The organism is Paraburkholderia sp. Cy-641 (genome assembly GCF_011752945.1).
GTDB lineage: Bacteria > Pseudomonadota > Gammaproteobacteria > Burkholderiales > Burkholderiaceae > Paraburkholderia.
The window spans coordinates 1-26,622 of sequence record NZ_VWWM01000071.1 but is presented as its reverse complement, the minus strand read 5'-3'; the positions used below and the strand labels follow the sequence as shown (position 1 = coordinate 26,622).

Sequence of the window (26,622 nt, the reverse complement as noted above, 5' to 3'; positions counted from 1 at the left end):
CGCGCCCGGCTTACCGGCCCGGCTCCGGTGCCTTCCTGAAGCCGTCGTCGGCGGCGCTCGCCGGTTCGAGATGCGCGACGTCTCCCCACGACACGATCGTCGCGTGACCGTCGGCGAAATCCACGATGTTCACGCTCGTGTTCAGCAGCGCGTAATCGCGCGGCGCGTCGAGCGGCAAACCCGTTGCCAAGCGGCGCACGCAGTCGAGCACGCCGCCATGCGCGACACAGGCGATCCGGCCGCCCGGATGCGCCGCGACAAGCGGCTCGATCGCATGCACGACACGGTGGTAGAACACGCGCTGCGACTCCCCTTCGGGCGGGGTGAAGCCGGGATCGCGCGTTTGCCACTGCGCGTATTCGTCGGGAAAGCGCAGCGCGATCTCGTCGCTGTCGTGGCCCTGGAACTCGCCGTACGAACGCTCTCGCAAGCCCTCGCGCAACTGTAGCGGCAGGCCGAGCGCCTCGGCGATCGGCTGGGCGGTCTGCTGCGCGCGTTGCAGATCGCTCGCATAGATCGCGTCGAGCCGCGCACCCTGCTGCGCCTCCTGCGCGATACGCCGCGCGAGACGTTGCGCCTGCGCGAACCCCGTCGTCGCGAGCGGAATGTCGATGTGACCTTGAATGCGCTTGATGCGGTTCCAGTCGGTCTCGCCGTGCCGGATAAACAGAATCTGCGTCGTCATGAGAAGGAAGTGGGCGCCGTTCGCCGGTTATGCCGAACGGCTATTGTCGCAAAAAGCGACGGCCGCGCCTGAGTTGCGGTGGCTGCGCGCCGGAACACGCTTCGATCGAGCAGGCCCGCAAACGGCGCGCATGGGCGCGCGCTGAAACCCACTTATGCGTGGGTCTGCAGCCAGAACGTGACCGGCCCGTCGTTGACGAGCGACACCTGCATGTTCGCGCCGAACTCGCCGGTCTCGACCACCGGATGCTTCGCGCGCGCGGCCGCGACGAAGTAATCGAACAGGCGCTTGCCTTCGTCGGGCGCAGGCCGCTGTTGGTATCGGCCGCGAGCGTGAACTGCGACACGAGCAGCAAACCGCCCGCGCGGCCCGCGCCGTCGACATTCTGCACGGAGAGATTCATCTTGCCGGCCGCGTCACTGAATACGCGATAGCCGAGCACCCTGGCCAGCAGCTTGTCGGCTGCCGCCTCGGTGTCGCCGCGCTCGGCGCAGACAAGCGCGAGCAGACCCGCGTCGATCGCGCCGGTCACGCGCTCGCTTTCACCGTCCACGACGCGCACTTCGGCGCGCCGCACGCGCTGGATCAGCGCGATCATCGGCGCGGCTCCGGGCGCGGGCTGCGCGTCGTCACGACAAGCGAGCGGCGTTGCGCGTGCACTGCGCGATTACGCTGTGAGCGTCACGCGTGCGAAGCGGCGCTTGCCGACCTGCACGACATACTCGCCCGCCTCGACCTTCAGGCCCTTGTCGGACACCGTCGCGCCATCGATCTTCACGCCGCCCTGCTCGATGTTGCGCAGCGCTTCGCTCGTCGACGGCACGAGGTTGGCCTGCTTCAGCAACTGGCCGATCGCAAGCGGTGCGCCCGCGAGCGTCACCGCCGGGATATCGTCGGGCACGCCGCCCTTCGCGCGATGATTGAAGTCTTCGAGCGCGCGCTCGGCATCGGCCTGCGAATGGAAGCGCGCGACGATTTCCTGGCCGAGCAGCACCTTGAAGTCGCGCGGATTGCGACCCGCTTCGATCTCTTTCCGGAAGCCGGCGATCTCGTCCATCGGACGGAACGACAGCAGTTCGAAGTAACGCCACATCAGCGTGTCGGAAATGCTCATGAGCTTGCCGAACATATCGGTCGGCTTTTCGCTGATGCCGATGTAGTTGTTCTTCGACTTCGACATCTTCTCGACGCCGTCGAGCCCTTCGAGCAGCGGCATCGTCAGGATGCACTGCTGCTCCTGGCCGTACTGCTTCTGCAGCTCGCGGCCGACCAGCAGGTTGAATTTCTGGTCCGTGCCACCGAGTTCGAGGTCCGCATTCAGCGCGACGGAGTCGTAGCCCTGCATCAGCGGATAGAGGAATTCGTGGATCGAGATCGGCACACCGCCCTGGAAGCGCTTCGTGAAGTCTTCGCGTTCGAGAATACGCGCGACCGTGTAGCGCGACGCGAGCTTGATCATGCCGTCGGCGCCGAGCGGCATCGACCATTCGCTGTTGTAACGGATTTCGGTCTTGTCGCGGTCGAGCACGAGCGCGGCCTGCTCGAAATAGGTCTTCGCATTCGATTCGATCTGCTCGCGCGTGAGCGGCGGGCGCGTCGCGTTGCGGCCGGACGGGTCGCCGATCAGCGAGGTGAAATCGCCGATCAGGAAAATCACCGTGTGGCCGAGGTCCTGCAACTGGCGCATCTTGTTGAGCACGACCGTGTGGCCGATGTGGATGTCGGGCGCGGTCGGATCGAGCCCCAGCTTGATGCGCAACGGCTTACCGGTTGCCGCGCTCCGCGCGAGCTTTTGCGCGAATTCGTCTTCGATCAGCAGTTCGTCGACGCCGCGCTTGGTGACGGCGAGCGCATGGCGGACTTCGTCGGTGAGCGGAAGGGCAGTAGCGGAATTGGGCTTGGTGGACTCGGTGCTCATGCTGGAAACGTGAAGTCGCGAAAAAACAGGATTGTCCCATAGATGCGCGCCGCCGCGCCCACCGACACGCCTCGGACGGCCTGGCAAGCGGCAATTTTTCGCTCGACGTGTGCCCGGCGCAGGGGAGCGACGCAAGCGTGATGCACGCGTGGCGGGCGCGTGCTGCCCGTGCGATGTCTGTACCGGTGCTGATATTCAGCCGCGCGAGCGTCGATAATCTGCTACAACGAATCGCAATGAACATCGAGAGGAGCAGCGACGTGGCGCAAGACCCCGCAGACGGCATCTATTTCGGATTGATGTCGGGTACGAGCATGGACGGTGTGGACGGCGTGGCCGTCCGGTTTGCCGACGGAAAGCCGCCGGAAGTGCTGGCCGAGGCCTTCGTCGGCTTCTCGGCCGGGATGCGCGAGGCGCTCTTCGCACTCCAGCAGCCCGGCGACAACGAGATCGAGCGCGAAGCGCTGGCCGCCAACGCGCTCGCGACGCGCTACACCGTGTGCTGCCACGAACTGCTGCGCGGCAGCCACCTGTCGGCCGAGGAAGTCCGCGCGATCGGCGTGCACGGGCAAACCGTGCGGCATCGGCCGGAAAAAGGCTACACGCGGCAAATCAACAATCCGGCTCTGCTCGCGGAGATGACGCATATCGACGTGATCGCCGATTTCCGCAGCCGCGACGTCGCCGCCGGCGGCCAGGGTGCGCCGCTCGTGCCGGCTTTTCACGCGACGGTGTTCGGCGCGAAAAACGAGACGCGGGTGGTCTGCAACCTCGGTGGCATCAGCAATATCACGATACTGAACGCGACCGGCAGCGTGCGCGGCTTCGATTGCGGCCCCGCCAACGCGTTGCTCGACGCATGGGCCGAACGCCATCTCGGCAAGCCATTTGACGAAAACGGCCATTTTGCGGCGAGCGGCGAGGTCGATCGCAAGCTATTGAACGCGCTGCTCGACGAGCCGTTCTTCTCGGAGCAGCCGCCGAAAAGCACCGGCCGCGACCTGTTCAATACCGCTTGGCTCGACGCGAAACTCGCGCCGTTCGTCGGACTCGATCCAGCCGACGTGCAGGCGACGCTGGTCGCGCTGACCGCGGTGACGGTGGCGCGCGAAATCGAGCGGCATGCGTCCGATGTCCGCGCGGTGTACGTGTGCGGCGGCGGCGCACGCAATCCGGAGATACTGAAGGCATTGCAGCAGGCGCTCGAAGACAGCGGCGTGAGCGGCGTACCGGTGATGACGACCGACGCGCTCGGCGTGCCGCCGAGCCAGGTCGAGCCGCTCGCCTTCGCATGGCTCGCGATGCGCTGCGTCGCGCGGCTGCCGGGCAATCTGCCGGGCGTCACGGGAGCCTCGGACGAGCGTGTGTTGGGCGCGATCTATCCGCGCTGAAGATGATCGGGTAAAGCGGGTCCGCGGGGCACGATCGCGCGGCGCGACAGGCGGGCAATAAAAAAACGGGGCCTATGCAGGCCCCGTTTTCCATACGAGCTAAGACTTGAAACGGCGTGTCGCCGTGCTCAGACCGAGAACGACGAACCGCAACCGCAGGTGGTGGTCGCGTTCGGGTTCTTGATGACGAACTGCGCGCCGTTGATGTCGTCCTTGTAGTCGATCTCGGCGCCAACCAGGTACTGGTAGCTCATCGAGTCGATCAGCAGCTGGACGCCGCTCTTGTTCATCACGGTGTCGTCTTCGTTGATGGCTTCGTCGAACGTAAAACCATATTGAAAGCCCGAGCAGCCGCCGCCCTGCACGAACACGCGCAGCTTGAGCTCCGGATTGCCTTCTTCTTCGATCAGTTGCTTGACCTTGTCAGCCGCTGCGTCGGTGAAGACGAAGGGGGCGGGCATCTCGGTCACGGGGGTATCGGTGACTGCGTTCATTCGAACTCTCCAAAAAGCTTTAGCCGCTATTGTAGGGCTGATCTGAATATCGTGCTGAAGCCCACAAAATCAATGGGTTCTTCCGTTGCAGCCGTCGGACAGTGCGTTGGCCGTCAGCCTGGACGGGCACAACAACGCCACTGCGGCTACCGCCGCCGTGGCGGCCGATTCGCCGCGTCATCGAACGGGAGCTCGCGCGCGGCCCTGAACCCCGACAAAACCATAAAAAAAGCCGCCTTCGCATGAAGCGTTGGCGGCTTTTGCTGCAAACCGGCTGAGGAGCCGGCTTGCACCCGAAGCGATTAACGCTTCGAGAATTGCTTGCGGCGACGTGCCTTGTGGAAGCCGACCTTCTTACGTTCGACTTCACGAGCGTCACGCGTAACGAAGCCAGCCTTCGACAGTTCCGGCTTCAGCGTTGCGTCGTAGTCCATCAGCGCGCGGGTGATGCCGTGGCGAACCGCACCGGCTTGACCCGTTTCACCGCCGCCCGTCACGTTGACCTTGATGTCGAACGTGGTGCCGTGGTTCGTGAGTTCCAGCGGCTGGCGCACGATCATCAGCGACGTTTCGCGCGAGAAGTAGTCGGCGATGGGCTTGCCGTTCACAACGATATCGCCCTTGCCTGCCTTGATGAACACGCGTGCGACGGCGCTCTTGCGGCGGCCCGTGCCGTAATTCCAGTTACCGATCATGTGGGCTCCCCTTAGATCTCGAGCGCCTTCGGCTGTTGTGCCGAATGCGGATGCGTTGCGTCAGCGTAGACCTTCAGCTTCTTGATCATCGCGTAGCCGAGCGGGCCCTTCGGCAGCATGCCCTTGACCGCCTTCTCGAGCGCGCGGCCCGGGAAGCGTTCCTGCATCTTGCCGAACGTCGTTTCATAGATACCGCCCGGGTAGCCCGAGTGACGGTAGTACTTCTTGTCGGTAACCTTGTTGCCCGTGACCTTCAGCTTGCCAGCGTTGATAACGATGATGAAATCACCGGTGTCGACGTGGGGAGTGAATTCAGGCTTGTGCTTGCCGCGAAGACGGTGTGCCACTTCGCTGGCGACACGCCCGAGAACCTTATCCGTCGCGTCAATCACGTACCATTCGCGCGTCACCTCATGGGCTTTTGCGGAAAACGTCTTCATGATCGATCCAAAAAAATTGCTGCGCCCAATGTGTTTTTTTCCTGCTTGTAGTGTGCGCATCGAGGCGCGTGCAGGCTCTCCCTGGTTCTTCCTCCGCGGGCGCGGATGCGGAAAAGCCCTGAATTATAAAGGAATTTGCACGGCCAAGTCAAAACTTGCGATAGGCGTGCCGCCGTGGGGTCCCCAATGGGGTCTCAAGCGGGGATCCAGCTGGGCGAAAAAAAACCCGAACGAGCGGTTCGGGTTTAATCCACCAAAGGAGGAGGTGGAGGAGACAGCGGAAGTTGCAGAACTGCTGCAACGATGGGGAAATTATATGAGCCGCCCTTGTGCAACGCAAGAATATTTGCATTGTGAGATGAATTTTCATAATTCGAAAAATTACCAGATCAATCTGAAATCGAAAAATGTCCTTTGGGATCAAGCCTCAAAGCTTTGGATATCCAGACCGCATCGGGCATCGCCTAGAGTAAAACCCCTAAACCGGCCCGGATATTCCCGGATTCCGCATGGATGCGGCGCCGCAGCATCCACATAGCCATGGCGCATAACCCGAACTGGGCCAGGCTCTGCGCGGATTGTCAAACACCGGGCTACAATGCCGTCTCGATATAGCTATGCGCGGTGGAGTGACAGCATGGAATGCAAAGTAAGCTGGATGGGGCAAGACGGGATGGCATTCGCGGCCGAGACGGGCAGCGGCCATCTGGTCGCGATGGACGGCGCGCCTGAAGGCGGCGGCCGCAACCTCGCGCCGCGTCCGATGGAAATGGTTTTGCTCGGCACGGGCGGCTGCACCGCCTACGACGTCGTGATGATCCTCAAGAAGAGCCGCCAGGAAATCGCCGGCTGCTCGGTGACGCTGAAGGCCGAACGCGCAAGCGAAGACCCGAAGGTGTTCACGAAGATCCACTTCCACTTCACCGTGACCGGCAAGAATCTGAACCCGGCCACCGTCGAACGCGCGATCAACCTGTCGCACGACAAATACTGCTCGGCGTCGATCATGATCGCGAAGACCGCCGAACTCACGCACTCGTTCGACATCGTCGCAAACTGAGCGTAGCGGCACGCCGCAACCGGCGAGCCAAATGAAAATGCCGGCGTCCCCACGGACGCCGGCATTTTTTGTTGGGTGGCAAAGCAGGCCGATAAGCCGGATTCTGTGCACGCGTAGCGCCCGAAGACACGACGCGCGTGGCAGCCATTCCTCTAGGCGCGCCATTGCTGACGCGCTCAAGCTTCCTACCCGCAGACGAGATGGGGGCCCCATCCTGCATCTCGAAGATGCGCGCCTGCCTACTTGGAATTGCTCCGGGTGGAGGTTACCGTGCCGGTCTGCCTTGCGACAGCCGCGGTGCGCTCTTACCGCACCGTTTCACCCTTACCTGATCCCGGCTTGCGCCGGGCCATCGGCGGTTTGCTTTCTGTTGCCCTGTTCCGCGTGTCGCCACGGATGGCCGTTAGCCATCACCCTGCCCTGTGGAGTCCGGACTTTCCTCGCCCTCGTCGGCCAAAACCGCCGAGGCCGCGACTGCCTGGCCTGCTTTGCTGGCACGGATTTTAACATCGAACGGCGCGGCCGCCCGCGCGCGGCTGCGGCAACCGGCAAGTCAGGCGGCCCGCTCGAATGGCGGAACACTCGCCGGCGCCAGCCACGCGTCTAGCGCTTGCGGCGCCCCGAGCGGAATACGGAGGCGTCGTCATAAAACGCGGGCGCTTCGTTCCCGGACCACCAGCCCGGAATGCCGAGCACCGGCAGCGGCGCGAACAGGCGGCTCGTCAACGCTTCGGTGCCGAGCAACGCCGCACTGACCGCTTCGTCGAGCCACGCGTCGCGCGCGGCGGCGTCCCACTCGAAGTACCCGGCCGGCACGTCGACGATCCATGCATGGCCCGTACAGCCCTTGAATGGCGCGATCAGTTTTTCCAGCAGCGCATGGCCGAAGCAGCGCACTTCGCAGCGACGGCCCCACGCGTCGCGCCGGCCCACCAGCAGCGTTTGCCAGTCGAAGCCGCGCAGCGCGGCGCTCAAAGCGGGATCGGCGCAGGCGAACAGCAGCGCGTTTTCGTCGAAGAGGGTCAGCATGTCGCGCACGCCGCCGCGCGTCGGACCGACGCCGAGTGCGTCGATCGCCGCCGACTGCCGCGCGTTCAACGCCGCCTTGATGCGCGGAAACGCGAACCACATCGAGCCGTTGAAGAAGTCGTGCAGATTGTGGCGCGTCGGCACGCAGCCGGTCGCGGCGATATGCGCCTCGTACGCAGCGCCCGGCGGCAGATCGTCCTGCGCGATGAACGCGAGGCGCTGGCCGCGGCCGGTGGTCTGCCGCATCTGTGCGGCATCGGCATTCATCACGGCGAGCAGGTCCGCATAGCCGGTCAGCGCGGCTTGCTGCCAGCGCCGGCCGCGCGCGGCGAATTGCGCGAACCAGGGCCTCGACCAGTCGATGGCGGCAAAGCCTGGCGGCGGCGCTTCGGGTGCCATTGCCTGCCCGGCTACAGGAGAGGCTTTCGCGGCCTTCTCATGCGCGGCTTCCTGCAAGACTTCCTGCCCGGCTTTGTGCGCAACTGCGTGCCCGGACTTCGGCGCTGATTCAGATGACACGTCGGACATAAGTTGTTCAGGCGCTGCTCTGGGCGCAGCGTCACGCCCTACTGCGGGAGCGGCTTTCAGCGCCATTTCATGCGCAACGCCAGGCACTGCGTCAGACGTCACCGCATCCACGATCCGCGGGCCAACCTCGCGCCCCGCCCCACGCTCGCGCATCTAGCCCGACCTCAAACCAGCCGCCAGCCGATCGACTCGCCGCCGCGCAGCGGCACGACCGGCGTGTCGCCGGCCGGCAACTCGGCCGGCAGCGTCCATTCCTCGCGACGCAGCGTGACCTTCTCCGTGTTGCGCGGCAAGCCGTAGAAATCCGCGCCGTAAAAGCTCGCAAAGCCTTCGAGCCTGTCGAGCGCGCCGGCCTTGTCGAAGGCTTCGGTATAGAGTTCGAGCGCGTGCAGTGCCGTGTAGCAGCCCGCGCAGCCGCACGCGTGCTCCTTCAGCCCCTTCGCATGCGGCGCGCTGTCGGTGCCGAGGAAGAAGCGCGGATTGCCCGACGTCGCCGCCTCGACGAGCGCGACGCGATGCGTCTCGCGCTTCAGCACCGGCAGGCAGTAGTAATGCGGACGAATGCCGCCCTGGAAAATCGCGTTGCGGTTGTACAGCAGGTGGTGCGCCGTGATCGTCGCGCCCAGCAGTTCCGGCGCCTCGCCGGCTTCGCGGATGTAGTCGACCGCGTCCTTCGTCGTGATGTGCTCGAACACGACCTTCAGCGCCGGAAACGCGCGGCGCAGCGGCGTCATCACACGGTCGATGAAAACCTTCTCGCGATCGAACAGGTCGATCTCCGAATCCGTCACCTCGCCGTGCACGAGCAGCGGCATGCCGGTTTCCTGCATCGCTTCGAGCGTCTTCGCGCACTTCATGAGGTCGGTGACGCCCGCGTCCGAGTTGGTCGTCGCGCCTGCCGGGTAGAGCTTCACGCCATGCACGAAGCCGCTTTCGCGCGCGCGGCGGATTTCGTCGGGCGGCGTGTTGTCGGTCAGGTACAGCGTCATCAGCGGCTCGAACTTCGCCCCGTCGGGCAGCGCGGCGACGATGCGCTCGCGGTACGCCGCGGCCATCGCCGTGGTCGTGACCGGCGGCTTCAGGTTCGGCATGATGATCGCGCGGCCGAACTGGCGCGCGGTGTCAGGCAGCACGGCCGCGAGCATCGCGCCGTCGCGCACGTGCAGGTGCCAGTCGTCCGGGCGGACGAGCGTGATGGAAGCAGGGGAAACGTTGGAAGCGGTCATGGCAAGAAGGGGGGAACGAGACTTCACGCGCACAGCCGATCGACCCGGTCAAACCGCCCTGTTGCGGCCCGAACACACGTCAATTTTGCTATTTGGCGGCTTCGCCTCGGTGATATGCTTGGGAATCGTCATTGTAACGGCTCGCCCCGTTCCCAGGCTCACCGCAACATGTGTCAACTTCTCGGAATGAACTGCGCCGCGCCCACGGACGTCACGTTCTCCTTTACCGGCTTCGCGGCGCGCGGCGGCGTCACCGATCATCACGCCGACGGCTGGGGTATCGCCTTCTTCGAAGACAAAGCCTGCCGCCTGTTCATCGACCATCAATCGTCGGCCACCTCGCCGATCGCCGAGATGGTCAAGCGCTACCCGATCAAATCGAAAAACACGATCGCGCATATCCGCAAGGCGACGCAAGGGCACATCCTGCTCGAAAACTGCCACCCGTTCATGCGCGAACTGTGGGGACGTCACTGGATCTTCGCGCATAACGGCGACCTGCAAGACTATGCGCCGCAGTTGACGGGCCTGTATCAGCCGGTCGGCACGACCGACAGCGAACTCGCGTTCTGCGCGCTGCTGCAAGGTCTGCGCAAGACTTTCCCGGGCGCGCAGCCGCCGCTCGAGGAACTGTTCGCGGCGCTCGAGACGCTCACGCGCGACGTCACGCAGTACGGCGTGTTCAACTTCCTGATGTCGAACGGCCAGGCGTTGTTCGCGCATTGCTCGACGCATCTGCACTACATCGTGCGGCGCTGGCCGTTTTCGACCGCGCATCTGGTCGACGCCGACGTCTCGATCGACTTCGCCAAGTACACGACGCCGGAAGACCGCGTCGCGGTGATCGCGACCAAGCCGCTCACCGACAACGAAGTGTGGACCGCGTTCGAGCCGGGCGATCTGCTGATGTTCCAGCATGGCGAGGTGATCGGCCGCGCCAACATTCCGGTGCCGGCCTCGGTGCGCGAAAAGCTGCGCAATCCCGCGCTCGACGCCTCGGCTTCGGCAACCACGCTCGCGGCATCGAACAACGTGCGCACGGCTGTCGCGCCGGCGGAAAGCGACACCGATCTCGAAGCCGCCGACGATGCGGCGGCGTTCGAATCGTAAGCCGCTGCCGCCAACCAAACCGCCAAAGCGAACCAGCGCCGGTCTGGCAGCAAGCAGCCGCAACAAAAAAGCCGCTCCCTGGAGCGGCTTTTTTGCGTTGCGACCCGGCGCCTGCGGACCACCCCACTCGACCCGCGAGCGAACCCGCGATCTCAGTGCAGAATCTTCGCGAGAAAGTCCTTGGCCCGATCCGACTTCGGGTTCGCGAAGAAGTCTTCCTTGCGGTCGTCTTCGACGATCAAGCCCTTGTCCATGAAGATCACGCGATGCGCGACCTTCTTCGCGAAGCCCATTTCGTGCGTCACGCACATCATGGTCATGCCTTCCTGCGCGAGTTCGACCATCACGTCGAGCACTTCGTTGATCATCTCCGGATCGAGCGCCGAGGTCGGTTCGTCGAACAGCATCGCGATCGGGTCCATGGAAAGCGCGCGCGCAATCGCCACCCGCTGCTGCTGACCGCCCGACAGTTGCCCCGGATACTTGTCCGCATGCGCGCGCAGGCCCACGCGTTCGAGCAGCTTGAGGCCCTTCGCGGTCGCTTCGTCGTTCGAGCGGCCGAGCACCTTGATCTGCGCGAGCGTGAGGTTCTGCACGATCGACAGATGCGGGAACAGCTCGAAATGCTGGAACACCATGCCGACCTTCGAGCGCAGCTTCGACAGATTGGTCTTCTTATCGGTCAGCGACTGGCCGTTGATGACGATCTCGCCCTTCTGGAACGGTTCGAGCCCGTTGACGGTCTTGATCAGCGTGGACTTGCCCGAACCGGACGGTCCGCACACCACGACCACTTCACCCTTGTTGACTTCCGTCGTGCAGTCGGTCAACACCTGGAACTGGCCGTACCACTTCGAAACATTCTTGATAGAGATCATCTTGCGACCTTTTTCTGAAGACCTTTGACAAGGCTCGACGCGATCACGCAGATCACGAAATAAACCGCGCCCGCGAACAGTACCATCTCGACATTTGTGCCGTCACGATCGCCGATATTCGTGGCGGTACGGAAGAAGTCGGCGAGGCTGATCACGTAGACGAGCGACGTATCCTGAAACAGCACGATGCCCTGCGTGAGCAGCAGCGGCACCATCGCGCGAAACGCCTGCGGCAGCACGACGAGGCGCATCGCCTGCCCGTAGGTCATGCCGAGCGCGAACGACGCGTTGACCTGGCCGCGCGGCACCGCCTGAATGCCGGCGCGGATGATCTCCGAGTAGTACGCGGCCTCGAACAGCGAGAACGCGACCATTGCCGAGGCGAGCCGGATGTCGATGTCGGCCGACAGCCCGAGCACGCTTTGCAGCACCTGCGGCACGATCAGGAAGAACCACAGCAGGACCATCACGAGCGGGATCGAACGGAAGATCGTCACGTAGAGCTTTGCGAACCATTCGAGCGGCTTGAACGACGACAGCCGGAACATCGCGAGAATGGTGCCCCAGACGATGCCGAACACGATCGCGATCAGCGTGATCTCGAGCGTGACGATGGCGCCGGTCCATAGCGTAGGCAGTGCGCCCGGAATACCGCTCCAGTCGAAATGATGCATCACTTGCCTCCGATATAGCCGGGCAGCCGGGTTTTCGCTTCGACCCAGCGCATCAGTTGCATCACGATCAGGTTGATCAGCATGTACGCGACCGTGACCGCGATGAACGACTCATACGTTTGCGAGGTGTAGTCGACGAGCTGACGCGCCTGGGCGGACAGATCGAGCAGGCCGATCGTCGAGGCGACCGCGGAGTTCTTGAAGATGTTCAGAAACTCCGAGGTGAGCGGCGGCACGATGATGCGATACGCGACCGGCAGCAGCACGTAGCGATACGTTTGCCATTGCGTGAAGCCCACCGCGAGACCGGCCGCGCGCTGGCCGCGCGGCAGCGCGTTGATGCCCGAGCGCACCTGCTCGCACACGCGCGCGGCAGTGAAGAGCCCGAGGCACAGAATGGAAGACGAAAAGAACTGCGCGGCCGGCGGCAGTTGCTTGAACCAGTTGCCGAGCGACGCGGGCAGCAACTCCGGTATCACGAGATACCAGATGAAAAACTGCACGATCAGCGGAATGTTGCGGAAAATCGCGACATACACGGTGCCGATGCCCGACGCCCATTTGTTCGGCACCGTGCGCAGCACACCGAACAACGACCCGACGAGCAGCGCGATGACCCATGCCGACAGCGACACGGTAACCGTCACCCACAGCCCCGACAGCAGCCAGCCCAGGTAGGTGGTCGGCTCGCCCGTGGAGACGGGACTCAGCAGAATGCCCCAGTTCCAGTGATATGACATGACCAAGACTCCGGCAAAAAGAAACGGAAGAAGCTCGTGGCCCCTTCCGTTCCGTTCAGCGTTTCGAAAGTGTCGAAAAGCAGCTAAGGTTTAATCGATTGCCTTGTCGTTCGGGTTCTTGAACAGCGCCTTCATGTCGTCGCTCATCGGGAAGTTCAGGTTCAGGCCCTTCGGCGGAATCGGCGATTCGAACCAGCGCTTGTAGATCTGTTCGCCTTCGCTCGAGGTCTGTACCTTCGCAATGGCGTCGTCGGCGACCTTCTTGAAGTCGGCGTCGTTCTTGCGCAGCATGCAGCCATACGCTTCACGCGATTGCGGCGTGCCGACGATCACGAAATCGCCAGGGTTGCTCGACTTCGCGCGCTCGCCGGCGAGCAGCGCGTCGTCCATCATGAACGCGGCGGCGCGGCCCGTGGAGAGCGTCAGGAACGACTCGCCGTGGTCCTTCGCGCTGATGATGTTCATGCCCATGTTCTTGTCCTGGTTCATCTTGCGCAGCATGCGCTCGGACGTGGTGCCGGCGGTCGTCACGACCGTCTTGCCCTTCAGGTCGGCGAAGTCTTTAATGCCGGAGTCTTTCTTCGTCATCAGGCGCGTGCCGATCACGAAGATCGTGTTCGTGAAGGCGGCTTGCTGCTGACGTTCGAGGTTATTCGTAGTGGAGCCGCATTCGATGTCGACCGTACCGTTCTGCACGAGCGGGATGCGGTTTTGCGACGTGATCGGCACGAGCTTCACCTTCAGGTTCGGCATGTTCAGCTTCTGCTTGACGGCCTCGACCACTTTCAGCGCGTAATCCTGCGAATAGCCGATCACGTTCTGCTTGTCGTCGTAATAGGAGAACGGAATCGACGATTCGCGATGGCCCAGCGAAATGACGCCCGTGTCCTTGATCTTCTTCAGCGTGCCCGAATCTTGCGCCTGCGCGCCGACCGTGAACAGTCCGAGAGTCGCGAGCAGCAACGCAGCTTTTTTAACTTTCATCTTGAGTCTCCTTGGCAAGAACCGCAGCCAGTTTAGCAAAGTAATTTTTCTGAAAGTATTGCTATAAACCATGCTGTTGCGCGCACGCCGCGACGCTTGCGCGACGGCGGCGCAACCTGCTTTCTATGGATAGGAAAAGACGGGCGGCATCGATACGATGCCGCCCGCCGGTCAAACACGCAGTCTTGTGAACCGCGTTTCAGACACCCATGCGCGACGCCCGCGCCACCCGGCCCGAGGCCGGGCCGCACGAGCGCCACTCGAAGCGCTCGATCAGGGGTACAGGCCGCGCATTTCGCGCGCCTGCAGAATCCGCTTACAGGCGACGATAAACGCCGCGGTCCGCACCGAGACCTTCTGCTCGCTCGCCACCTGCCACACCGCGGCAAATGCCTCGCGCATCACGCGTTCGAGACGCTCGTTGATCTCGCCCTCGGTCCAGAAGAAGCTCGAGAAATCCTGCACCCATTCGAAGTACGAAACGGTCACGCCGCCTGCGTTCGCGACCACGTCCGGAATCACGAGGATGCCGCGATCGTGCAGGATGTCGTCGGCCGCCGTCGTGGTCGGGCCGTTCGCGCCTTCGACGATGATGCGCGTCTTGATCTTGCCGGCGTTCTTTTCGGTGATCTGATTTTCCAGCGCCGCCGGAATCAGGATGTCCGATTCGACGGTCCAGAACGCTTCGTTCGCGATCGCGTCCGCTTCGGCGAAACCGCCCACGCCCCCCGTCTTCGCGACGTGATCGAGCAGCGCGACCGCGTCGATGCCGGTGGACTTGTACAGCGAGCCGGTGTGGTCCTGCACCGCGACGACCTTCGCGCCCGCTTCCTGGAACAGACGCGCGGCGATCCCGCCGACGTTGCCGAAGCCCTGCACCGCGATGCGCGCGCCCTCGACGTCGAAGCCGATGCGGCGAGCCGCTTCGCAGCCGACCACGAACACGCCGCGGCCGGTCGCCTCGCGGCGGCCGAGCGAGCCGCCGAGCGTGATCGGCTTGCCGGTCACGACGCCGGTGGCCGTTTGGCCCTGGTTCATCGAATACGTGTCCATCATCCACGCCATGATCTGCTCGTTCGTATTCACGTCCGGCGCGGGGATGTCGGTATTCGGTCCGATGATGATGCCGATCTCGCTCGTGTAGCGGCGCGTCACGCGTTCGAGTTCGCCGCGCGACAGCGTGCGCGGATCGACGCGGATACCGCCCTTCGCGCCGCCGTACGGCACGTTCACCGCCGCGTTCTTGACCGACATCCACGCGGACAGCGCCATCACTTCGGAGAGCGTCACGTCCTGGTGATAACGCACGCCGCCCTTGCCCGGACCGCGCGACACGTTGTGCTGCACGCGATAGCCTTCGAAGTGCGCGACGGTGCCGTTATCGAGTTCGATGGGCACGTCGACGATCAGGATGCGCTTCGGGCGCTTCAGGGTTTCGAGCCAGCGGGACAGCGGGCCGAGGTAGGGCGCGACGCGGTCGACCTGGCGCAGGTAGTTGCCCCAGGGGCCGAGGTCTTCGCTATTGAGGTAGGACGGAACGGCTTGCGCCGTGACTGCGGATTGTGCGGCTTGTTGCTGGGATGACATGAACGCTCCGGGCGTTGATCGAATACCGGCATTGTGAAAAAACGCCGCATCGAAATCCAATGCCGTTTCCTCATCCCATTATGTTTTTTTTGCATAACGTTCGGAAAGCCGCATATTCACGTCGTCGGCAAGCCAATCGGCGAGCCGGTGCGACGCGCTTTCAGGCTGCGCCCTGCTTCAGTTCTTCCGTCACGACATCCCATAGCTGCCGCACGAGAATCTGCCGTGCATCGTCGCTTTTTGCCGCGAGCTTGTCGCGATACAGGCGAATCTCCATGCTCAGCGTGAGCTGCCCTTCGGGCGTGCCGCGCGTCGCGCGATCGAGACGGATCAGCTTGCCCTCGGCGACCGCGTCTTCCACCGCGCTATGCGGCAGGAAGGCGATGCCGTGAGCGGCGAGCGCCATCGCCTTGAGCCCCTCGGCCATATCGGTTTCGTAGAGTCGGTCCAGATGGAGGCGCTCGGGCGCGTTCGCGAGAATCACCTCGGTCATGCGTCCGAGATACGCATTGGGCGTATACGACAGATACGGCGTGGGCGCCTCGGCCGTGCCCGGCAGCGTATGTCGCGGGCGGCCCGCGCGGCCCGGCGCCGAGAACGGGCTGATCGGCTCGTGGCCGAGCGTCAACATGTCGTAGCGGCCCGGATCGAGCGCGACCGGATGGCTCGGGTGGTGGTAGCCCATCATCAGATCGCAGCCGCCCTCGACGAGCGAAAGCGCCGCGTCGTGCACGTTGAGCGCACGCAGCCGCGTGTGGATCGGGCCCATCTGCGCCTCGATGCGCTGCAGCCAGCGCGGGAAGTACGTGAGCGAAAGCGTGTGCGGCACCGCGAATTCGATCGTCGCCTGCGGCGTCGCCGTGTGGCCGCGCAACAGCGCGCGCGCTTCGTGGAACTGCGAGAGCATCGCGAGCGCCTGCTCGTTGAACACCTGGCCGGCCGCCGTAAGCCGCGTCGGATAAACCGAGCGGTCGATCAGCTCCGTGCCGAGCCACGCTTCGAGCGCCTGGATGCGGCGCGAGAAAGCCGGCTGCGTGACGTGGCGCAATTCGGCCGAGCGGCTGAAGCTACGCGTTTCCGCGAGCGAAATGAAATCTTCGAGCCATTTCAGTTCCATGCGATTGCGCCGCCGGCGTAAGAGAAGAAGTCTGCATTCTAGCGGCGCGCCACATGCGCGAGGCACGGTGCCGCAACGCAAACCGCCGGCCCTGCGATGGGCCGGCGCATGCAGTTCGCCCGCGCCTGCCGCATCGAGGGCTCGCGCCGAAGCTCGGTGGCCCGCCCGGCACGGCCAGGCCGCGAAGCTCGGGCACCGCGCCTCACAGTGGTAAAATGCGCGGTTCCCGCCGTTTCCGATCCGCTCGCTGAGCGCTTAGCTCCTCATCATGTCCGACACCCGCCCCGACACCCTGTTCGCGCTGAACGCGCTCTCCCCTCTTGACGGCCGCTACGCGTCGAAAACCGAAGCCCTGCGCGACTGGCTCTCGGAAGCCGCCTTCATGCGCAATCGCGTGACGGTCGAAATCCACTGGCTGATCGCGCTGTCGCGCGCCGGCTTCGCCGAAGTGCCGCGCTTCTCCGACGCGTCCGAGCAGTTCCTGCTGCAACTGGCCGAGCGCTTCACCGCGCACGACGCCGCGCGCATCAAGGAAATCGAGCGCGTCACGAACCACGACGTGAAGGCCGTCGAGTACTGGCTCAAGGAATCGGTCAAGGGTCAGGAAGAACTGGAGCGCGCGAGCGAGTTCATCCACTTCGCCTGCACGTCGGAAGATATCAACAACACCTCGCACGGCCTGATGCTCGCCGGCGCGCGCGAACACGTGATCCTGCCGGCGCTGCGCTCGGTGCACGAGCGCCTCATCGCGCTCGCGCATGCGCACGCCGCCCAGCCGATGCTCTCGCGCACGCACGGCCAGCCGGCCAGCCCGACCACGCTCGGCAAGGAAATCGCCAACGTCGCGGCGCGTCTCGCACGCGCGATCGAGCGCATCGCGAAAGTCGAACTGCTCGGCAAGATGAACGGCGCGGTCGGCAACTTCAACGCGCACCTGTCCGCGTATCCGGAATTCGACTGGGAAGCGTTCTCGAAGGACGTCGTCGAAAACCGCCTGAAGCTCACGTTCAACCCGTACACGATCCAGATCGAGCCGCACGACTACATGGCCGAACTGTTCGACGCGATCTCGCGCGCCAACACGATCCTGCTCGACCTCGACCGCGACGTGTGGGGCTACATCTCGGTCGGCTACTTCAAGCAGCGCACGAAAGCCGGCGAAATCGGCTCGTCGACGATGCCGCACAAGGTCAATCCGATCGACTTCGAAAACTCCGAAGGCAACCTCGGCCTCGCCAACGCAACGCTGCGCCATCTCGCCGACAAGCTGCCGGTGTCGCGCTGGCAGCGCGACCTGACCGACTCGACGGTGCTGCGCAACATCGGCGTCGCGTTCGGCTATTCGCTGCTCGCCTACGACTCGCTGATCCGCGGCCTCGACAAGCTCGAAGTGAACGCGCAGCGTCTGAACGAAGACCTCGACAACTGCTGGGAAGTGCTGGCCGAGCCGGTGCAGACCGTGATGCGCCGCTACGGCATCGAGAATCCGTACGAACAGCTGAAGGAACTCACGCGCGGCAAGGGCATTACGCGCGAAGCGCTGCAGGCGTTCGTCAGCGGCCTCGCGATTCCGCAGGACGCGAAGGACCGTCTGCTCTCGATGACGCCGGGCTCGTACATCGGCAAGGCCGTCGAACTGGCGAAGCGGATCGGCTGATTCTGGTCTGCTTGCTTATGCAGGTCGTGCCTCGCGGCGGTGTCGCGGCGAGGAGTAAAAAAAGCCGCTCGGATGAGCGGCTTTTTTTCGTCCGGCGCTTGGTAGCCAGCGCTCGGTAGCCGGCATATGGGCGTCCGGTATTTCAGCGTCCGGCATGCAGCGCCGGAACACACCCCAAAGTCAACGGCTCAGCGCTCGTCGACCTGCCTGAGCACTTCGTCGACGATCTGCTCCGGCGTCAGATCGATGCTGACCGTGATCGCTTCATCGGCACCGGGTTCTTCGAGCGTATCGAGCTGGCTTTGCAGCAGCGACGGATCGAAGAAGTGCCCGGTGCGATGCCCCAGACGCTCCGCGAGCACCTCGCGCGAGCCCTTGAGGTAGACGAAGCAGACGTCCTTGTCGCCGGCGCGCAGCACGTCGCGATACGAGCGCTTCAGCGACGAGCACGTGAACACCGCCGTCTCGCCCGCCTGCTGCTTTTCCTCGATCGCGGCGCGAATCGTCTTCAGCCACGGCCAGCGGTCTTCGTCGGTGAGCGGGGTGCCGTGGTGCATCTTCTCCTTGTTGGCGGCGCTGTGAAACGCATCGCCGTCGGTGAACGTGCAATGCAGACGCTCCGCGAGCATTTCGCCGATCTTCGACTTGCCGGCGCCCGACACGCCCATTGCGATCAGAATCATTTGAAGCTCCTTACAGGACCGCCGCCAGCGCGAAGGTCAGGCCCAGCCCCATCACCGAGATGATGGTTTCGAGGAGCGACCATGTCTTGAAGGTCTGCCCCACCGTCATGCCGAAATATTCCTTGATCAGCCAGAAGCCGCCATCGTTCACGTGCGAGAAGATCAGCGAGCCCGAGCCGGTCGCGAGCACCATCAGCTCCGGCTTCACCTGCACGCCGCCGGCCAACGCGATCGGCGCGACGATGCCGCAAGCGGTCGTCATCGCGACGGTGGCCGAACCGGTCGCGAGACGGATCATCGCCGCGACGAGCCAGCCGAACATCAGCGGCGACAGATGAATCGCGGTCGCCACATTGGTGATTTCCTTCGAAATGCCGCTATCCATCAGCACGCGGCCAAAACCGCCGCCCGCACCGACGATCAGCGTAATGCCCGCGATCGGCGCGAGACACTCGCCGCAGAACTTCTGAATCTGGTCGCGCGTAAAGCCGCGGCTCGCGCCGAAGGTCCAGAAGCTGACCAGCACGGCCGTCAGCAGCGCAACGTCGGTGTTGCCGAAGAAGCGCAGCAGATCGTTCGGCAGCGTCTTCGGCTCGAAGACGAGATCGGCCCAGCTGCCGACCAGCATCAGCACCACCGGCAACAGGATCGTGACGAGCGTGATGCCGAAGCCCGGCAATTCGCGCTTCGGTGCGTCGGCGTTAGCGTTCGCGCCGTTGCCGCCATTCGCGGCGCTGCCGAGGAACTGCGCGGCCAGCGCGTTTTCCTTCGGCAACTGGATATGGCGGCTCACCAGCAGCGCGAACAGCGGACCGGCGACGATCGCGCACGGAATGCCGACAATCAGACCGTAGGCGATCGTCTTGCCGATGTCGGCGTGATAGGCCTGCACGGCGAGTAGCGCGGCCGGGTGCGGCGGAATCAGGCCGTGCACGACGGACAGGCCCGCGACCATCGGCAGGCCGACCAGCAGCAGCGATTTATTGGTGCGCCGCGCGACGTTGAAGGCGATCGGAATCAGCAGCACGAAGCCGACCTCGAAGAACACCGGCAAGCCGACGATGATCGCGACGACCATCATCGCCCAGTGAATGTGCTTCTCGCCGAACCAGTTGATCAGCGTGGTCGCGATGCGCTCGGCGCCGCCCGATTCGGCCATCATCTTGCCGAGCATCGTGCCGAGGCCGACCACGATGGCGATGTGCCCGAGCGTATTGCCGTTACCGGTTTCGAATGACTTGACGATGGTCTGCATCGGCATGCCGGACACGAGGCCGAGCAGCAGCGAGACGATGATCAGGACAAGAAACGGATAGACCTTGAAGCGCGTGATCATCAAGATCAGCAAGGCGATGGCGATCACCGCGTAGACCAGCAGCATGCTGCCGTGGACAGCTTCCATGAAGCTTCTCCTTTCGTTATTGATTCTGAGTGCGGAACACGGCCAGCACGTCGTCTCACGGCAACCTGCGCGATGCCTGAAAACCCGGCTGGCCGCGCGGACGCTGAATTTTACTGTTTGTTTCCCGAGCGCGCGCGTAAATCCGGGCCGCCCGTCATGTAAAAAAAGAGCCTCGGCGCGACAGCCTGGTGCGGCTGTATCGACAAGACTCCTGGTATCGGGCCCGCTTCAGGCAGCCACTCCGGCAGCCGATGCGTTGTCGCCGGGCTTAGCGCGCCGGCGCGGCCAACTGGCTCGCGGCACGCGCGAGACGCGTGACCTCGTCCCAGTTCTGCGCGGCGAGCGCGGCCTTCGGCGTGAGCCACGAACCGCCGACGCAAACCACGTTCGGCAGCGACAGGAAATGCGGCGCAGTCTCGGGCGTAATGCCGCCGGTCGGGCAGAACTTCAGCGTCGGGAACGGGCCGTGGAATGCCTGCAGCATCGGCACGCCGCCCGCCTGCTGCGCGGGGAAGAACTTGACGATCTCGTAGCCGAGCTCCAGCGCGGCAATGATGTCCGACGGCGTCATGACGCCCGGCAGCAGCGGCAGGCCGGCATCCTGCGCGGCCTGGTGCATGTCCTTCGTCAGACCCGGCGACACGCCGAACTGCGCGCCCGCCTTCTTCGCCTGCGCGCAATGCTCGGGCTTCGTGATCGTGCCGACGCCGACCACGATGTCCTCGGCCAGCTGGCTCGCGCGCTCGATCGCTTCGAGCCCTGCTGCGGTGCGCAACGTGATTTCGAGCACCTTCACGCCGCCCGCATGCAATGCGCGCGACACGTGTTCGCCCTGCTCGACCGAGTCGAACGCGAGCACCGGAATCACCGGGCCGAGGCGCACGATATCGCTTACTGTTTTCGCCGTCATTGTCAGACTCCTTGTTTCTGTCGCGCCGCGCTGGCTTACGCGGCGTTCGTGTGTTTGTCGTGGTGCCGATGACTGTGCTGGTGGCCGTGCGCGTGGTCCGGGTGAGCGCCGGGCTCGCCGACCATCGCGCCGAACACCGATGCGCCCTGCTCCGCCGGCGCCGCCGCCGAGCGGAACACGCCGAACAGCTCGCGGCCGAAGCCGACCTCGTTGTCCGCCTGATGCTTCGGCTCAGCGCACTCGCGCGCGGCCCATTCGGCCGCGTCGATCTCGATGTCGAGCACGCCGGCTTCGGCGTCGATCACCAGCATATCGCCCGTGCGAACCTTGCCGATCGGGCCTTGCAGCAACGCTTCCGGCGACAGGTGGATCACCGCCGGTACCTTGCCCGACGCACCCGACATGCGGCCGTCGGTCACCAGCGCGACATGGAAACCCTGATCCTGCAACACACCGAGCAGCGGCGTCAAACGGTGCAGTTCCGGCATGCCGTTTGCCCGCGCGCCCTGGAAGCGCACCACGGCGATGAAATCGCGCTTCAACTCGCCGTTGTCGAAAGCCGCCTGCACTGCTTCCTGCGAATCGAACACGATCGCCGGCGCCTTCACCTTGCGATGCTGCGCCGCGACCGCCGAAATCTTGATGACGCCGCGGCCCAGCTCGCCCTGCATCAGACGCAGGCCGCCGTCCGCCTGGAACGGTTCCGCGATGCCGCGCAGCACGGCCGTATCGGCGCTCGCCTCGGCGCCCGCGACCCACTGCAGCTTGCCGTCGATCAGCTTCGGCTCCTCGGTGTAGCGCTTGAGCCCCTTGCCCACCACGGTGTTGACGTCTTCATGCAGCAGACCGCCTTCGAGCAGATTGCGCACGAGGAACGCGACGCCGCCGGCCGCGTGGAAGTGGTTCACGTCGGCCTTGCCGTTCGGATAGATTTTCGCGAGCAGCGGCACCGCTTGCGAGAGCGCGTCGAAGTCGTCCCAGTCGATCACGATGCCGGCCGCGCGCGCAATCGCGACGAGGTGCAGCGTGTGATTGGTCGAGCCGCCCGTCGCCAGCAGCGCGACGATGCCGTTGACGATCGCCTTCTCGTCGACCACGTGGCCGATCGGCATGTAGTGGCCGCGCTCGACCGTCAGATCGAGCACGCGGCGCGCGGCCTGCGCGGTCAGCGCGTCGCGCAGCGGCGTGTGCGGATGCACGAAGGCCGAGCCCGGCAGATGCAGGCCCATTACTTCCATCAGCATCTGGTTGCTGTTCGCGGTGCCGTAGAACGTGCAGGTGCCGTGGCTGTGATACGCGGCCGCTTCGGCTTCGAGCAACGCCTCGCGGCCGCACTGGCCGGTCGCATACAGCTGGCGCGTCTTCGCTTTGTCGTCGTTGGAGAGGCCGCTCGCCATCGGGCCGGCCGGCACGAAGATCGTCGGCAGATGGCCGAATTGCAGCGCGCCGATCAGAAGGCCCGGCACGATCTTGTCGCAGATGCCGAGGCACAGCGCCGCGTCGAACATGTTGTGCGTGAGCGCGACGGCCGTGCTCATCGCGATCACTTCGCGCGAAAAGAGCGACAGCTCCATGCCCGCGTTGCCTTGGGTGATGCCGTCGCACATCGCCGGCACGCCGCCCGCGAATTGCGCGACACCGCCGTTTTCGCGCGCGGCCTGCTTGATGATGTCCGGGTAGTTTTTGTACGGCGCGTGGGCCGACAGCATCTCGTTGTACGACGAAACGATGCCGAGGTTCGGCTCACGGATCTGCTTGATGACGAGCTTGTCGTTGCCTTCGAGCCCCGCGAAACCGTGCGCGAGGTTCGCGCACGAGAGCGCGCCGCGCGCCGGGAACTTGCCCTGCGCATGATGGATGCGGGCCAGATACGCCTCGCGGGTGGGCTTGCTGCGCTCGATCACGCGCTGCGTGACCTTCAACAATTGCGAATGCAGGGAAACCATCTGAGCTCCTTCGTCGCTGGCGGCGGGCGGTATCGCGGGGTAGGGGTCGACAAGTCGTGTGTGCTGCTCTCGAACGACGCCATCTTAGTAGAAAAACTACACGATCGCAACGGAGAGCGCTGTTGCATCGCCACATCGCAAAACACGCCGCATCGCCCTACCGGCGGTCTATCGGTGCTTTTCGACCCAAACCCAGGGAATACACTTAGAGGCGATATGTAGTTTTTGTACCTTCCTTTTGTGCGCCATCGGCCAATCGGCTATAGTCCACGGATTCTTCAGCATAGTGCGAGTTGTCCGATGATGCTGTCTCAGGTGGAAGAGATGCGCGACCAGTTGCGCCCGTCCGAGCGCAAGCTGGCCGATTACGTGATCGAGGCGCCGCGCGAGGTGCTCGATCTGTCGATGACCGAAGTAGCCGCACGCGCGGGCGTGAGCCAGCCGACCATCGCGCGGTTCTGTCATGCGCTCGGCTTTTCGGGGTTTCGCGAATTCAAGATCCGGCTCGCGCAGGGCATCGCGGCCGAAGTACCGGCCGTCTATCGCGACGTGCGGCCCGACGAACCGACGCCGGGCGTCGCCGCGAAGGTGCTCGACCGGACCATCGGCGCGCTGATCCAGGTGCGCAACAACCTCTCGTCGGACAGCGTCGCGGCGGCGATCGACCTGCTCGCGCGCGCGCACCGCATCGAGTTCTACGGCGCGGGCGGCTCGGGCATCGCCGCGCTCGACGTGCAGCACAAGTTCTTCCGGCTCGGCATGCCGAGCGTCGCGTATTCGGACCCGCATACGTTTCTGATGTCCTCGGCGCTGCTGGGCGAGGGCGACGTCGTGGTCGCGATCTCGAACACGGGCCGCACGCGCGACATCATCGACGCCGCGAAGGCCGCGCTCAACGCGGGCGCGAAGGTGATCGCGATCACGCACGGCAACTCGCCGCTCGCGCGGCTCGCGACGGTGGGCCTGTTTGCGAACGTCGACGAAGACACCGACATCTTTTCGCCGATGACCTCGCGCGTGTCGCATCTCGCGATCGGCGACATTCTCGCGGTCGGCGTCGCGTTGAGCCGTGGGCCGGAACTCGTGGAAAAGCTCGCGCAGACGAAAGAGGTAATTCATCGGCGGCGGGTGGATTCGCAGGGGTGATGCGCGGCGGCAAAGTGCTCGGCCGCCAATAAAACGAAGGGCGGTGTGCCGTTCAACCGGCACACCGCCCTTTTGTCTTTTCCCGCTTTTTCTCGCGCTTTTCCTGCTGTTTTCCCTGCCGCTTTCCCGCGCGACGGCCGAGGCGCCGTCGACCGCTCAGAACGGCTTGATCACCACCAGCGCAACCGCCGCGAGCATGCCGAGCACCGGCAGTTCGTTGAACATCCGATACCACTTGTCCGAGCGGCGGTTCTCGCCGCGCTCGAACCGGCGCAGCAGCACGCCGCAATACGCGTGGTAGACGACGAGCAGCACGACCACGCCGACCTTCGCGTGAATCCAGCCCTGCCCGCTGCCGATGCCGATCACGAGCCACAACCACAGCCCGCACGCGAGCGCCGGCACCGCGATGAAGGTCATGAAGCGGAACAGCTTGCGCGCCATCAACAGAAGACGCGCCGTTGCCGCGGGTTCGGTTTCCATCGCCAGATTGACGAAGATGCGCGGCAGATAGAACAGGCCGGCAAACCAGGAAGCAATCAATACGATGTGAAACGTCTTTACCCAGAGCATCGGCGGGTCCTTATAGTCCTTGTGGTCGGTCGTAGGGTCGTTAGTGTCGTTAGGGGCGTTGTTCGCGGTGCGTCGATTCGTGCGGGCTTCGGTCTTACTGACGGCCCTCGCCGTGACCGAGCACCACGTACTTCAGCGAGGTCAGCCCGTCGAGCCCGACCGGGCCGCGCGCATGCAGCTTGTCGTTCGAAATGCCGATCTCGGCGCCGAGGCCGAACTCGAAGCCGTCCGCGAAACGCGTCGATGCGTTGACCATCACGCTCGCCGAATCGACTTCGCGCAGGAAGCGCATCGCGCGGTCGTGGTCTTCGGTGACGATCGCGTCGGTGTGCTGCGAGCTGTAGGTGTTGATGTGCTCGATCGCCGCGTCGAGGTTGTCGACGATCTTGATCGCGAGCACCGGCGCGAGGTATTCGGTGTGCCAGTCTTCCTCGGTCGCCTCGACGAGCGGACCGACGCCCGCATCGGCCAGCACCGCGCGCGCCGCCGCGTCGACGCGCAGTTCCACGTCCTTGTCGCGATACAACTGCCCAAGCGGCGGCAGCACTTCGGCGGCGATGCCGCGCGCGACCAGCAGCGTTTCCATCGTGTTGCAGGTGCCGTAGCGGTGCGTCTTCGCGTTATCGCAGACGTTGAGCGCCTTGGCGAGATCGGCGCGGTCGTCGACGTAGACGTGGCAGATGCCGTCGAGGTGCTTGATCATCGGCACGCGCGCTTCGTTGATGAGCCGCTCGATCAGGCTCTTGCCGCCACGCGGCACGATCACGTCGACATAGCCGGTCATCGTGATGAGCTTGCCGACCGCCGCGCGGTCCGAGGTCGCGACCACCTGCACCGCGTCCTGCGGCAAGCCGGCTGCTTGGAGCCCCTCGCCGATCAGCTTCGCGAGCGCGGTATTGCATTCGAGCGCTTCCGAGCCGCCGCGCAAAATCGTCGCGTTGCCGGACTTCAGGCATAGCGCCGCCGCATCGATCGTCACGTTCGGGCGCGATTCGTAGATGATGCCGATCACGCCGAGCGGCACGCGCATCTGGCCGACCTGGATGCCGCTCGGCCGGTACTTGAGATTGCTGATCTCGCCGATCGGGTCGGCCAGCGCCGCGACCTGGCGCAGACCCTCGACCATCGTCTTCAGCGCCTTGTCCGACAGCGTCAGACGGTCGATGAACGCCGCATCGTGCCCCTTGTCGCGCGCCCGTTCGAGGTCGCGCGCATTCGCCTGTTTGAGCAGCGCGGCATCGCGTTCGATGGCCTCGGCGATGGCCGCGAGCGCGGCGTTCTTCGCGGCGGTCGAAGCTCGCGCCATCGCGCGTGATGCCTGGCGCGCGCGCTGGCCGAGGTCGGTCATGTACTGGTCGATATCCATGGTCATTCTCGTGATGCCTCGCACGTCGAGGTGCGGTGGTCGGACAGAATTAGCGAAAGATCAAACGATTGTAAGTCGGGCACCGGGGCTTTGCTTGCACGCGGACGGCCGGTGCGCTGCGATGCCGCGGGTTTGTCGTCGCGTTGCATTGCCGTTGCTATGGCGTCGGGTGTAGCGGACGAAGCGCGACGATCCGTATGCAAAAGTATGCGAAAAGCGGCTGGCGGCTACCATGCGCTTGTCGGCGTCTGCACGGCGTCGACCCCATGCGCAACCACCGCATCCCGGCCGAGGCTCGCGCGCCTCAGCCGCGTCAGACTGGCCGCCGTGCCGACGCCGCCGGCGTGCGAGGCCGTGGCGGCGGCACGGGCGCCGCCGCTGAC

The 26,622-nt window shown here is 64.4% G+C and carries 25 protein-coding genes, 1 other RNA gene and 1 pseudogene; 6 read left to right on the top strand and 21 right to left on the bottom strand.

The features are described 5' to 3' along the window. Positions 1 to 10: 10 nt before the first annotated feature. The 3 genes and pseudogenes from F3J20_RS27940 to tyrS form a co-directional block, all read right to left on the bottom strand. Positions 11 to 685 carry a histidine phosphatase family protein gene (locus tag F3J20_RS27940; protein ID WP_167285458.1) on the bottom strand — a complete coding sequence of 225 codons (675 nt, stop codon included), beginning with the start codon at positions 683 to 685 and terminating at the stop codon, positions 11 to 13. 152 nt (positions 686 to 837) lie between these two features. Next, positions 838 to 1,283, bottom strand: a pseudogene (dtd, locus tag F3J20_RS27935) (D-aminoacyl-tRNA deacylase). 69 nt (positions 1,284 to 1,352) lie between these two features. After that, positions 1,353 to 2,603 carry a tyrosine--tRNA ligase gene (tyrS, locus tag F3J20_RS27930; RefSeq protein ID WP_167040551.1) on the bottom strand — a complete coding sequence of 417 codons (1,251 nt, stop codon included), beginning with the start codon at positions 2,601 to 2,603 and terminating at the stop codon, positions 1,353 to 1,355. A gap of 260 nt (positions 2,604 to 2,863) precedes the next feature. On the opposite strand from tyrS, the gene F3J20_RS27925 reads away from it, so the two are divergent. Further along, positions 2,864 to 3,994, top strand: a complete 1,131-nt coding sequence (locus F3J20_RS27925) for an anhydro-N-acetylmuramic acid kinase (RefSeq protein WP_205990200.1) — start codon at positions 2,864 to 2,866, stop codon at positions 3,992 to 3,994. Between the two features lie 128 nt (positions 3,995 to 4,122). On the opposite strand, the gene erpA is transcribed toward F3J20_RS27925, so the two are convergent. From erpA to rplM, 3 genes are all read right to left on the bottom strand, one after another. Continuing rightward, positions 4,123 to 4,488 (bottom strand): iron-sulfur cluster insertion protein ErpA, encoded by a 366-nt coding sequence (gene erpA / locus F3J20_RS27920; protein ID WP_075302778.1) that lies wholly within the window; start codon positions 4,486 to 4,488, stop codon positions 4,123 to 4,125. A 302-nt stretch (positions 4,489 to 4,790) separates the two neighbouring features. Continuing rightward, positions 4,791 to 5,183: a 30S ribosomal protein S9 gene (gene rpsI, locus F3J20_RS27915; protein WP_008919630.1), complete on the bottom strand. Its 393-nt coding sequence runs from the start codon at positions 5,181 to 5,183 to the stop codon at positions 4,791 to 4,793. A gap of 11 nt (positions 5,184 to 5,194) precedes the next feature. Continuing rightward, on the bottom strand, positions 5,195 to 5,623 hold the full coding sequence (gene rplM / locus F3J20_RS27910; protein WP_013090508.1) for a 50S ribosomal protein L13: 429 nt from the start codon (positions 5,621 to 5,623) through the stop codon (positions 5,195 to 5,197). Between rplM and F3J20_RS27905 the strand changes: the two genes are divergently transcribed. Further along, positions 5,622 to 6,161, top strand: a complete 540-nt coding sequence (locus F3J20_RS27905) for a hypothetical protein (protein ID WP_167285456.1) — start codon at positions 5,622 to 5,624, stop codon at positions 6,159 to 6,161. The two genes, rplM and F3J20_RS27905, sit on opposite strands and share 2 nt — an antisense overlap. 99 nt (positions 6,162 to 6,260) lie before the next feature. Next, positions 6,261 to 6,683 carry an OsmC family protein gene (locus F3J20_RS27900; RefSeq protein ID WP_025602559.1) on the top strand — a complete coding sequence of 141 codons (423 nt, stop codon included), beginning with the start codon at positions 6,261 to 6,263 and terminating at the stop codon, positions 6,681 to 6,683. Positions 6,684 to 6,759: 76 nt separating this feature from the next. On the opposite strand, the gene rnpB is transcribed toward F3J20_RS27900, so the two are convergent. The 3 genes from rnpB to pyrC all read right to left on the bottom strand — a co-directional run bounded on the left by rnpB (position 6,760) and on the right by pyrC (position 9,466). Continuing rightward, positions 6,760 to 7,173: RNase P RNA component class A (rnpB, locus tag F3J20_RS27895), an RNA gene on the bottom strand. A 113-nt stretch (positions 7,174 to 7,286) separates the two neighbouring features. After that, complete coding sequence (locus tag F3J20_RS27890; RefSeq protein ID WP_205299394.1) at positions 7,287 to 8,111, bottom strand: DUF3025 domain-containing protein; 825 nt, start codon at positions 8,109 to 8,111, stop codon at positions 7,287 to 7,289. A gap of 293 nt (positions 8,112 to 8,404) precedes the next feature. Continuing rightward, the gene (gene pyrC, locus F3J20_RS27885) at positions 8,405 to 9,466 is read right to left on the bottom strand and encodes a dihydroorotase (protein ID WP_167285454.1); all 1,062 of its coding nucleotides are present in this window, start codon (positions 9,464 to 9,466) and stop codon (positions 8,405 to 8,407) included. A gap of 168 nt (positions 9,467 to 9,634) precedes the next feature. On the opposite strand from pyrC, the gene F3J20_RS27880 reads away from it, so the two are divergent. After that, entirely contained in the window at positions 9,635 to 10,576 is a 942-nt protein-coding gene (locus tag F3J20_RS27880) for a class II glutamine amidotransferase (protein WP_167040541.1), read from the top strand. Between the two features lie 152 nt (positions 10,577 to 10,728). Here the strand turns inward: F3J20_RS27880 and F3J20_RS27875 are convergent, their stop codons facing one another. The 6 genes from F3J20_RS27875 to F3J20_RS27850 all read right to left on the bottom strand — a co-directional run bounded on the left by F3J20_RS27875 (position 10,729) and on the right by F3J20_RS27850 (position 16,556). Beyond that, positions 10,729 to 11,454 carry an amino acid ABC transporter ATP-binding protein gene (locus tag F3J20_RS27875; RefSeq protein ID WP_167040538.1) on the bottom strand — a complete coding sequence of 242 codons (726 nt, stop codon included), beginning with the start codon at positions 11,452 to 11,454 and terminating at the stop codon, positions 10,729 to 10,731. Continuing rightward, positions 11,451 to 12,128 carry a glutamate/aspartate ABC transporter permease GltK gene (gene gltK, locus F3J20_RS27870; RefSeq protein WP_167040536.1) on the bottom strand — a complete coding sequence of 226 codons (678 nt, stop codon included), beginning with the start codon at positions 12,126 to 12,128 and terminating at the stop codon, positions 11,451 to 11,453. Before gltK ends, F3J20_RS27875 begins: the two co-directional genes overlap by 4 nt. Further along, on the bottom strand, positions 12,128 to 12,868 hold the full coding sequence (locus tag F3J20_RS27865) for an amino acid ABC transporter permease (RefSeq protein WP_167285453.1): 741 nt from the start codon (positions 12,866 to 12,868) through the stop codon (positions 12,128 to 12,130). Before F3J20_RS27865 ends, gltK begins: the two co-directional genes overlap by 1 nt. A gap of 90 nt (positions 12,869 to 12,958) precedes the next feature. Continuing rightward, entirely contained in the window at positions 12,959 to 13,852 is an 894-nt protein-coding gene (locus tag F3J20_RS27860; protein ID WP_167040532.1) for a glutamate/aspartate ABC transporter substrate-binding protein, read from the bottom strand. Between the two features lie 273 nt (positions 13,853 to 14,125). Beyond that, positions 14,126 to 15,439, bottom strand: coding sequence for a Glu/Leu/Phe/Val dehydrogenase (locus F3J20_RS27855; protein ID WP_167285452.1), 1,314 nt, complete (start codon positions 15,437 to 15,439; stop codon positions 14,126 to 14,128). A 160-nt stretch (positions 15,440 to 15,599) separates the two neighbouring features. Further along, a complete protein-coding gene (locus F3J20_RS27850; protein WP_167285451.1) occupies positions 15,600 to 16,556 on the bottom strand; it encodes a LysR family transcriptional regulator in 957 nt (318 codons plus the stop codon). A 268-nt stretch (positions 16,557 to 16,824) separates the two neighbouring features. Between F3J20_RS27850 and purB the strand changes: the two genes are divergently transcribed. After that, complete coding sequence (gene purB, locus F3J20_RS27845; protein ID WP_167040527.1) at positions 16,825 to 18,213, top strand: adenylosuccinate lyase; 1,389 nt, start codon at positions 16,825 to 16,827, stop codon at positions 18,211 to 18,213. A 188-nt stretch (positions 18,214 to 18,401) separates the two neighbouring features. Here purB and F3J20_RS27840 read toward each other — a convergent pair whose 3' ends face one another. The 4 genes from F3J20_RS27840 to edd form a co-directional block, all read right to left on the bottom strand. Then, positions 18,402 to 18,896, bottom strand: coding sequence for a gluconokinase (locus F3J20_RS27840; protein ID WP_167285450.1), 495 nt, complete (start codon positions 18,894 to 18,896; stop codon positions 18,402 to 18,404). A 10-nt stretch (positions 18,897 to 18,906) separates the two neighbouring features. Beyond that, positions 18,907 to 20,298: a GntP family permease gene (locus F3J20_RS27835; protein ID WP_167285449.1), complete on the bottom strand. Its 1,392-nt coding sequence runs from the start codon at positions 20,296 to 20,298 to the stop codon at positions 18,907 to 18,909. Positions 20,299 to 20,566: 268 nt separating this feature from the next. Further along, positions 20,567 to 21,208 (bottom strand): bifunctional 4-hydroxy-2-oxoglutarate aldolase/2-dehydro-3-deoxy-phosphogluconate aldolase, encoded by a 642-nt coding sequence (gene eda, locus F3J20_RS27830; protein ID WP_167285448.1) that lies wholly within the window; start codon positions 21,206 to 21,208, stop codon positions 20,567 to 20,569. A gap of 35 nt (positions 21,209 to 21,243) precedes the next feature. Further along, positions 21,244 to 23,154, bottom strand: coding sequence for a phosphogluconate dehydratase (gene edd / locus F3J20_RS27825; protein WP_167285447.1), 1,911 nt, complete (start codon positions 23,152 to 23,154; stop codon positions 21,244 to 21,246). A 300-nt stretch (positions 23,155 to 23,454) separates the two neighbouring features. Between edd and F3J20_RS27820 the strand changes: the two genes are divergently transcribed. Then, the gene (locus F3J20_RS27820; protein WP_167285446.1) at positions 23,455 to 24,300 is read left to right on the top strand and encodes a MurR/RpiR family transcriptional regulator; all 846 of its coding nucleotides are present in this window, start codon (positions 23,455 to 23,457) and stop codon (positions 24,298 to 24,300) included. A gap of 156 nt (positions 24,301 to 24,456) precedes the next feature. Here F3J20_RS27820 and F3J20_RS27815 read toward each other — a convergent pair whose 3' ends face one another. Both F3J20_RS27815 and F3J20_RS27810 read right to left on the bottom strand, forming a co-directional pair. Beyond that, positions 24,457 to 24,873, bottom strand: a complete 417-nt coding sequence (locus F3J20_RS27815) for a CopD family protein (RefSeq protein WP_167040510.1) — start codon at positions 24,871 to 24,873, stop codon at positions 24,457 to 24,459. A gap of 94 nt (positions 24,874 to 24,967) precedes the next feature. Continuing rightward, positions 24,968 to 26,239, bottom strand: coding sequence for a glutamate-5-semialdehyde dehydrogenase (locus F3J20_RS27810; protein ID WP_167285445.1), 1,272 nt, complete (start codon positions 26,237 to 26,239; stop codon positions 24,968 to 24,970). Positions 26,240 to 26,622 lie beyond the last annotated feature (383 nt).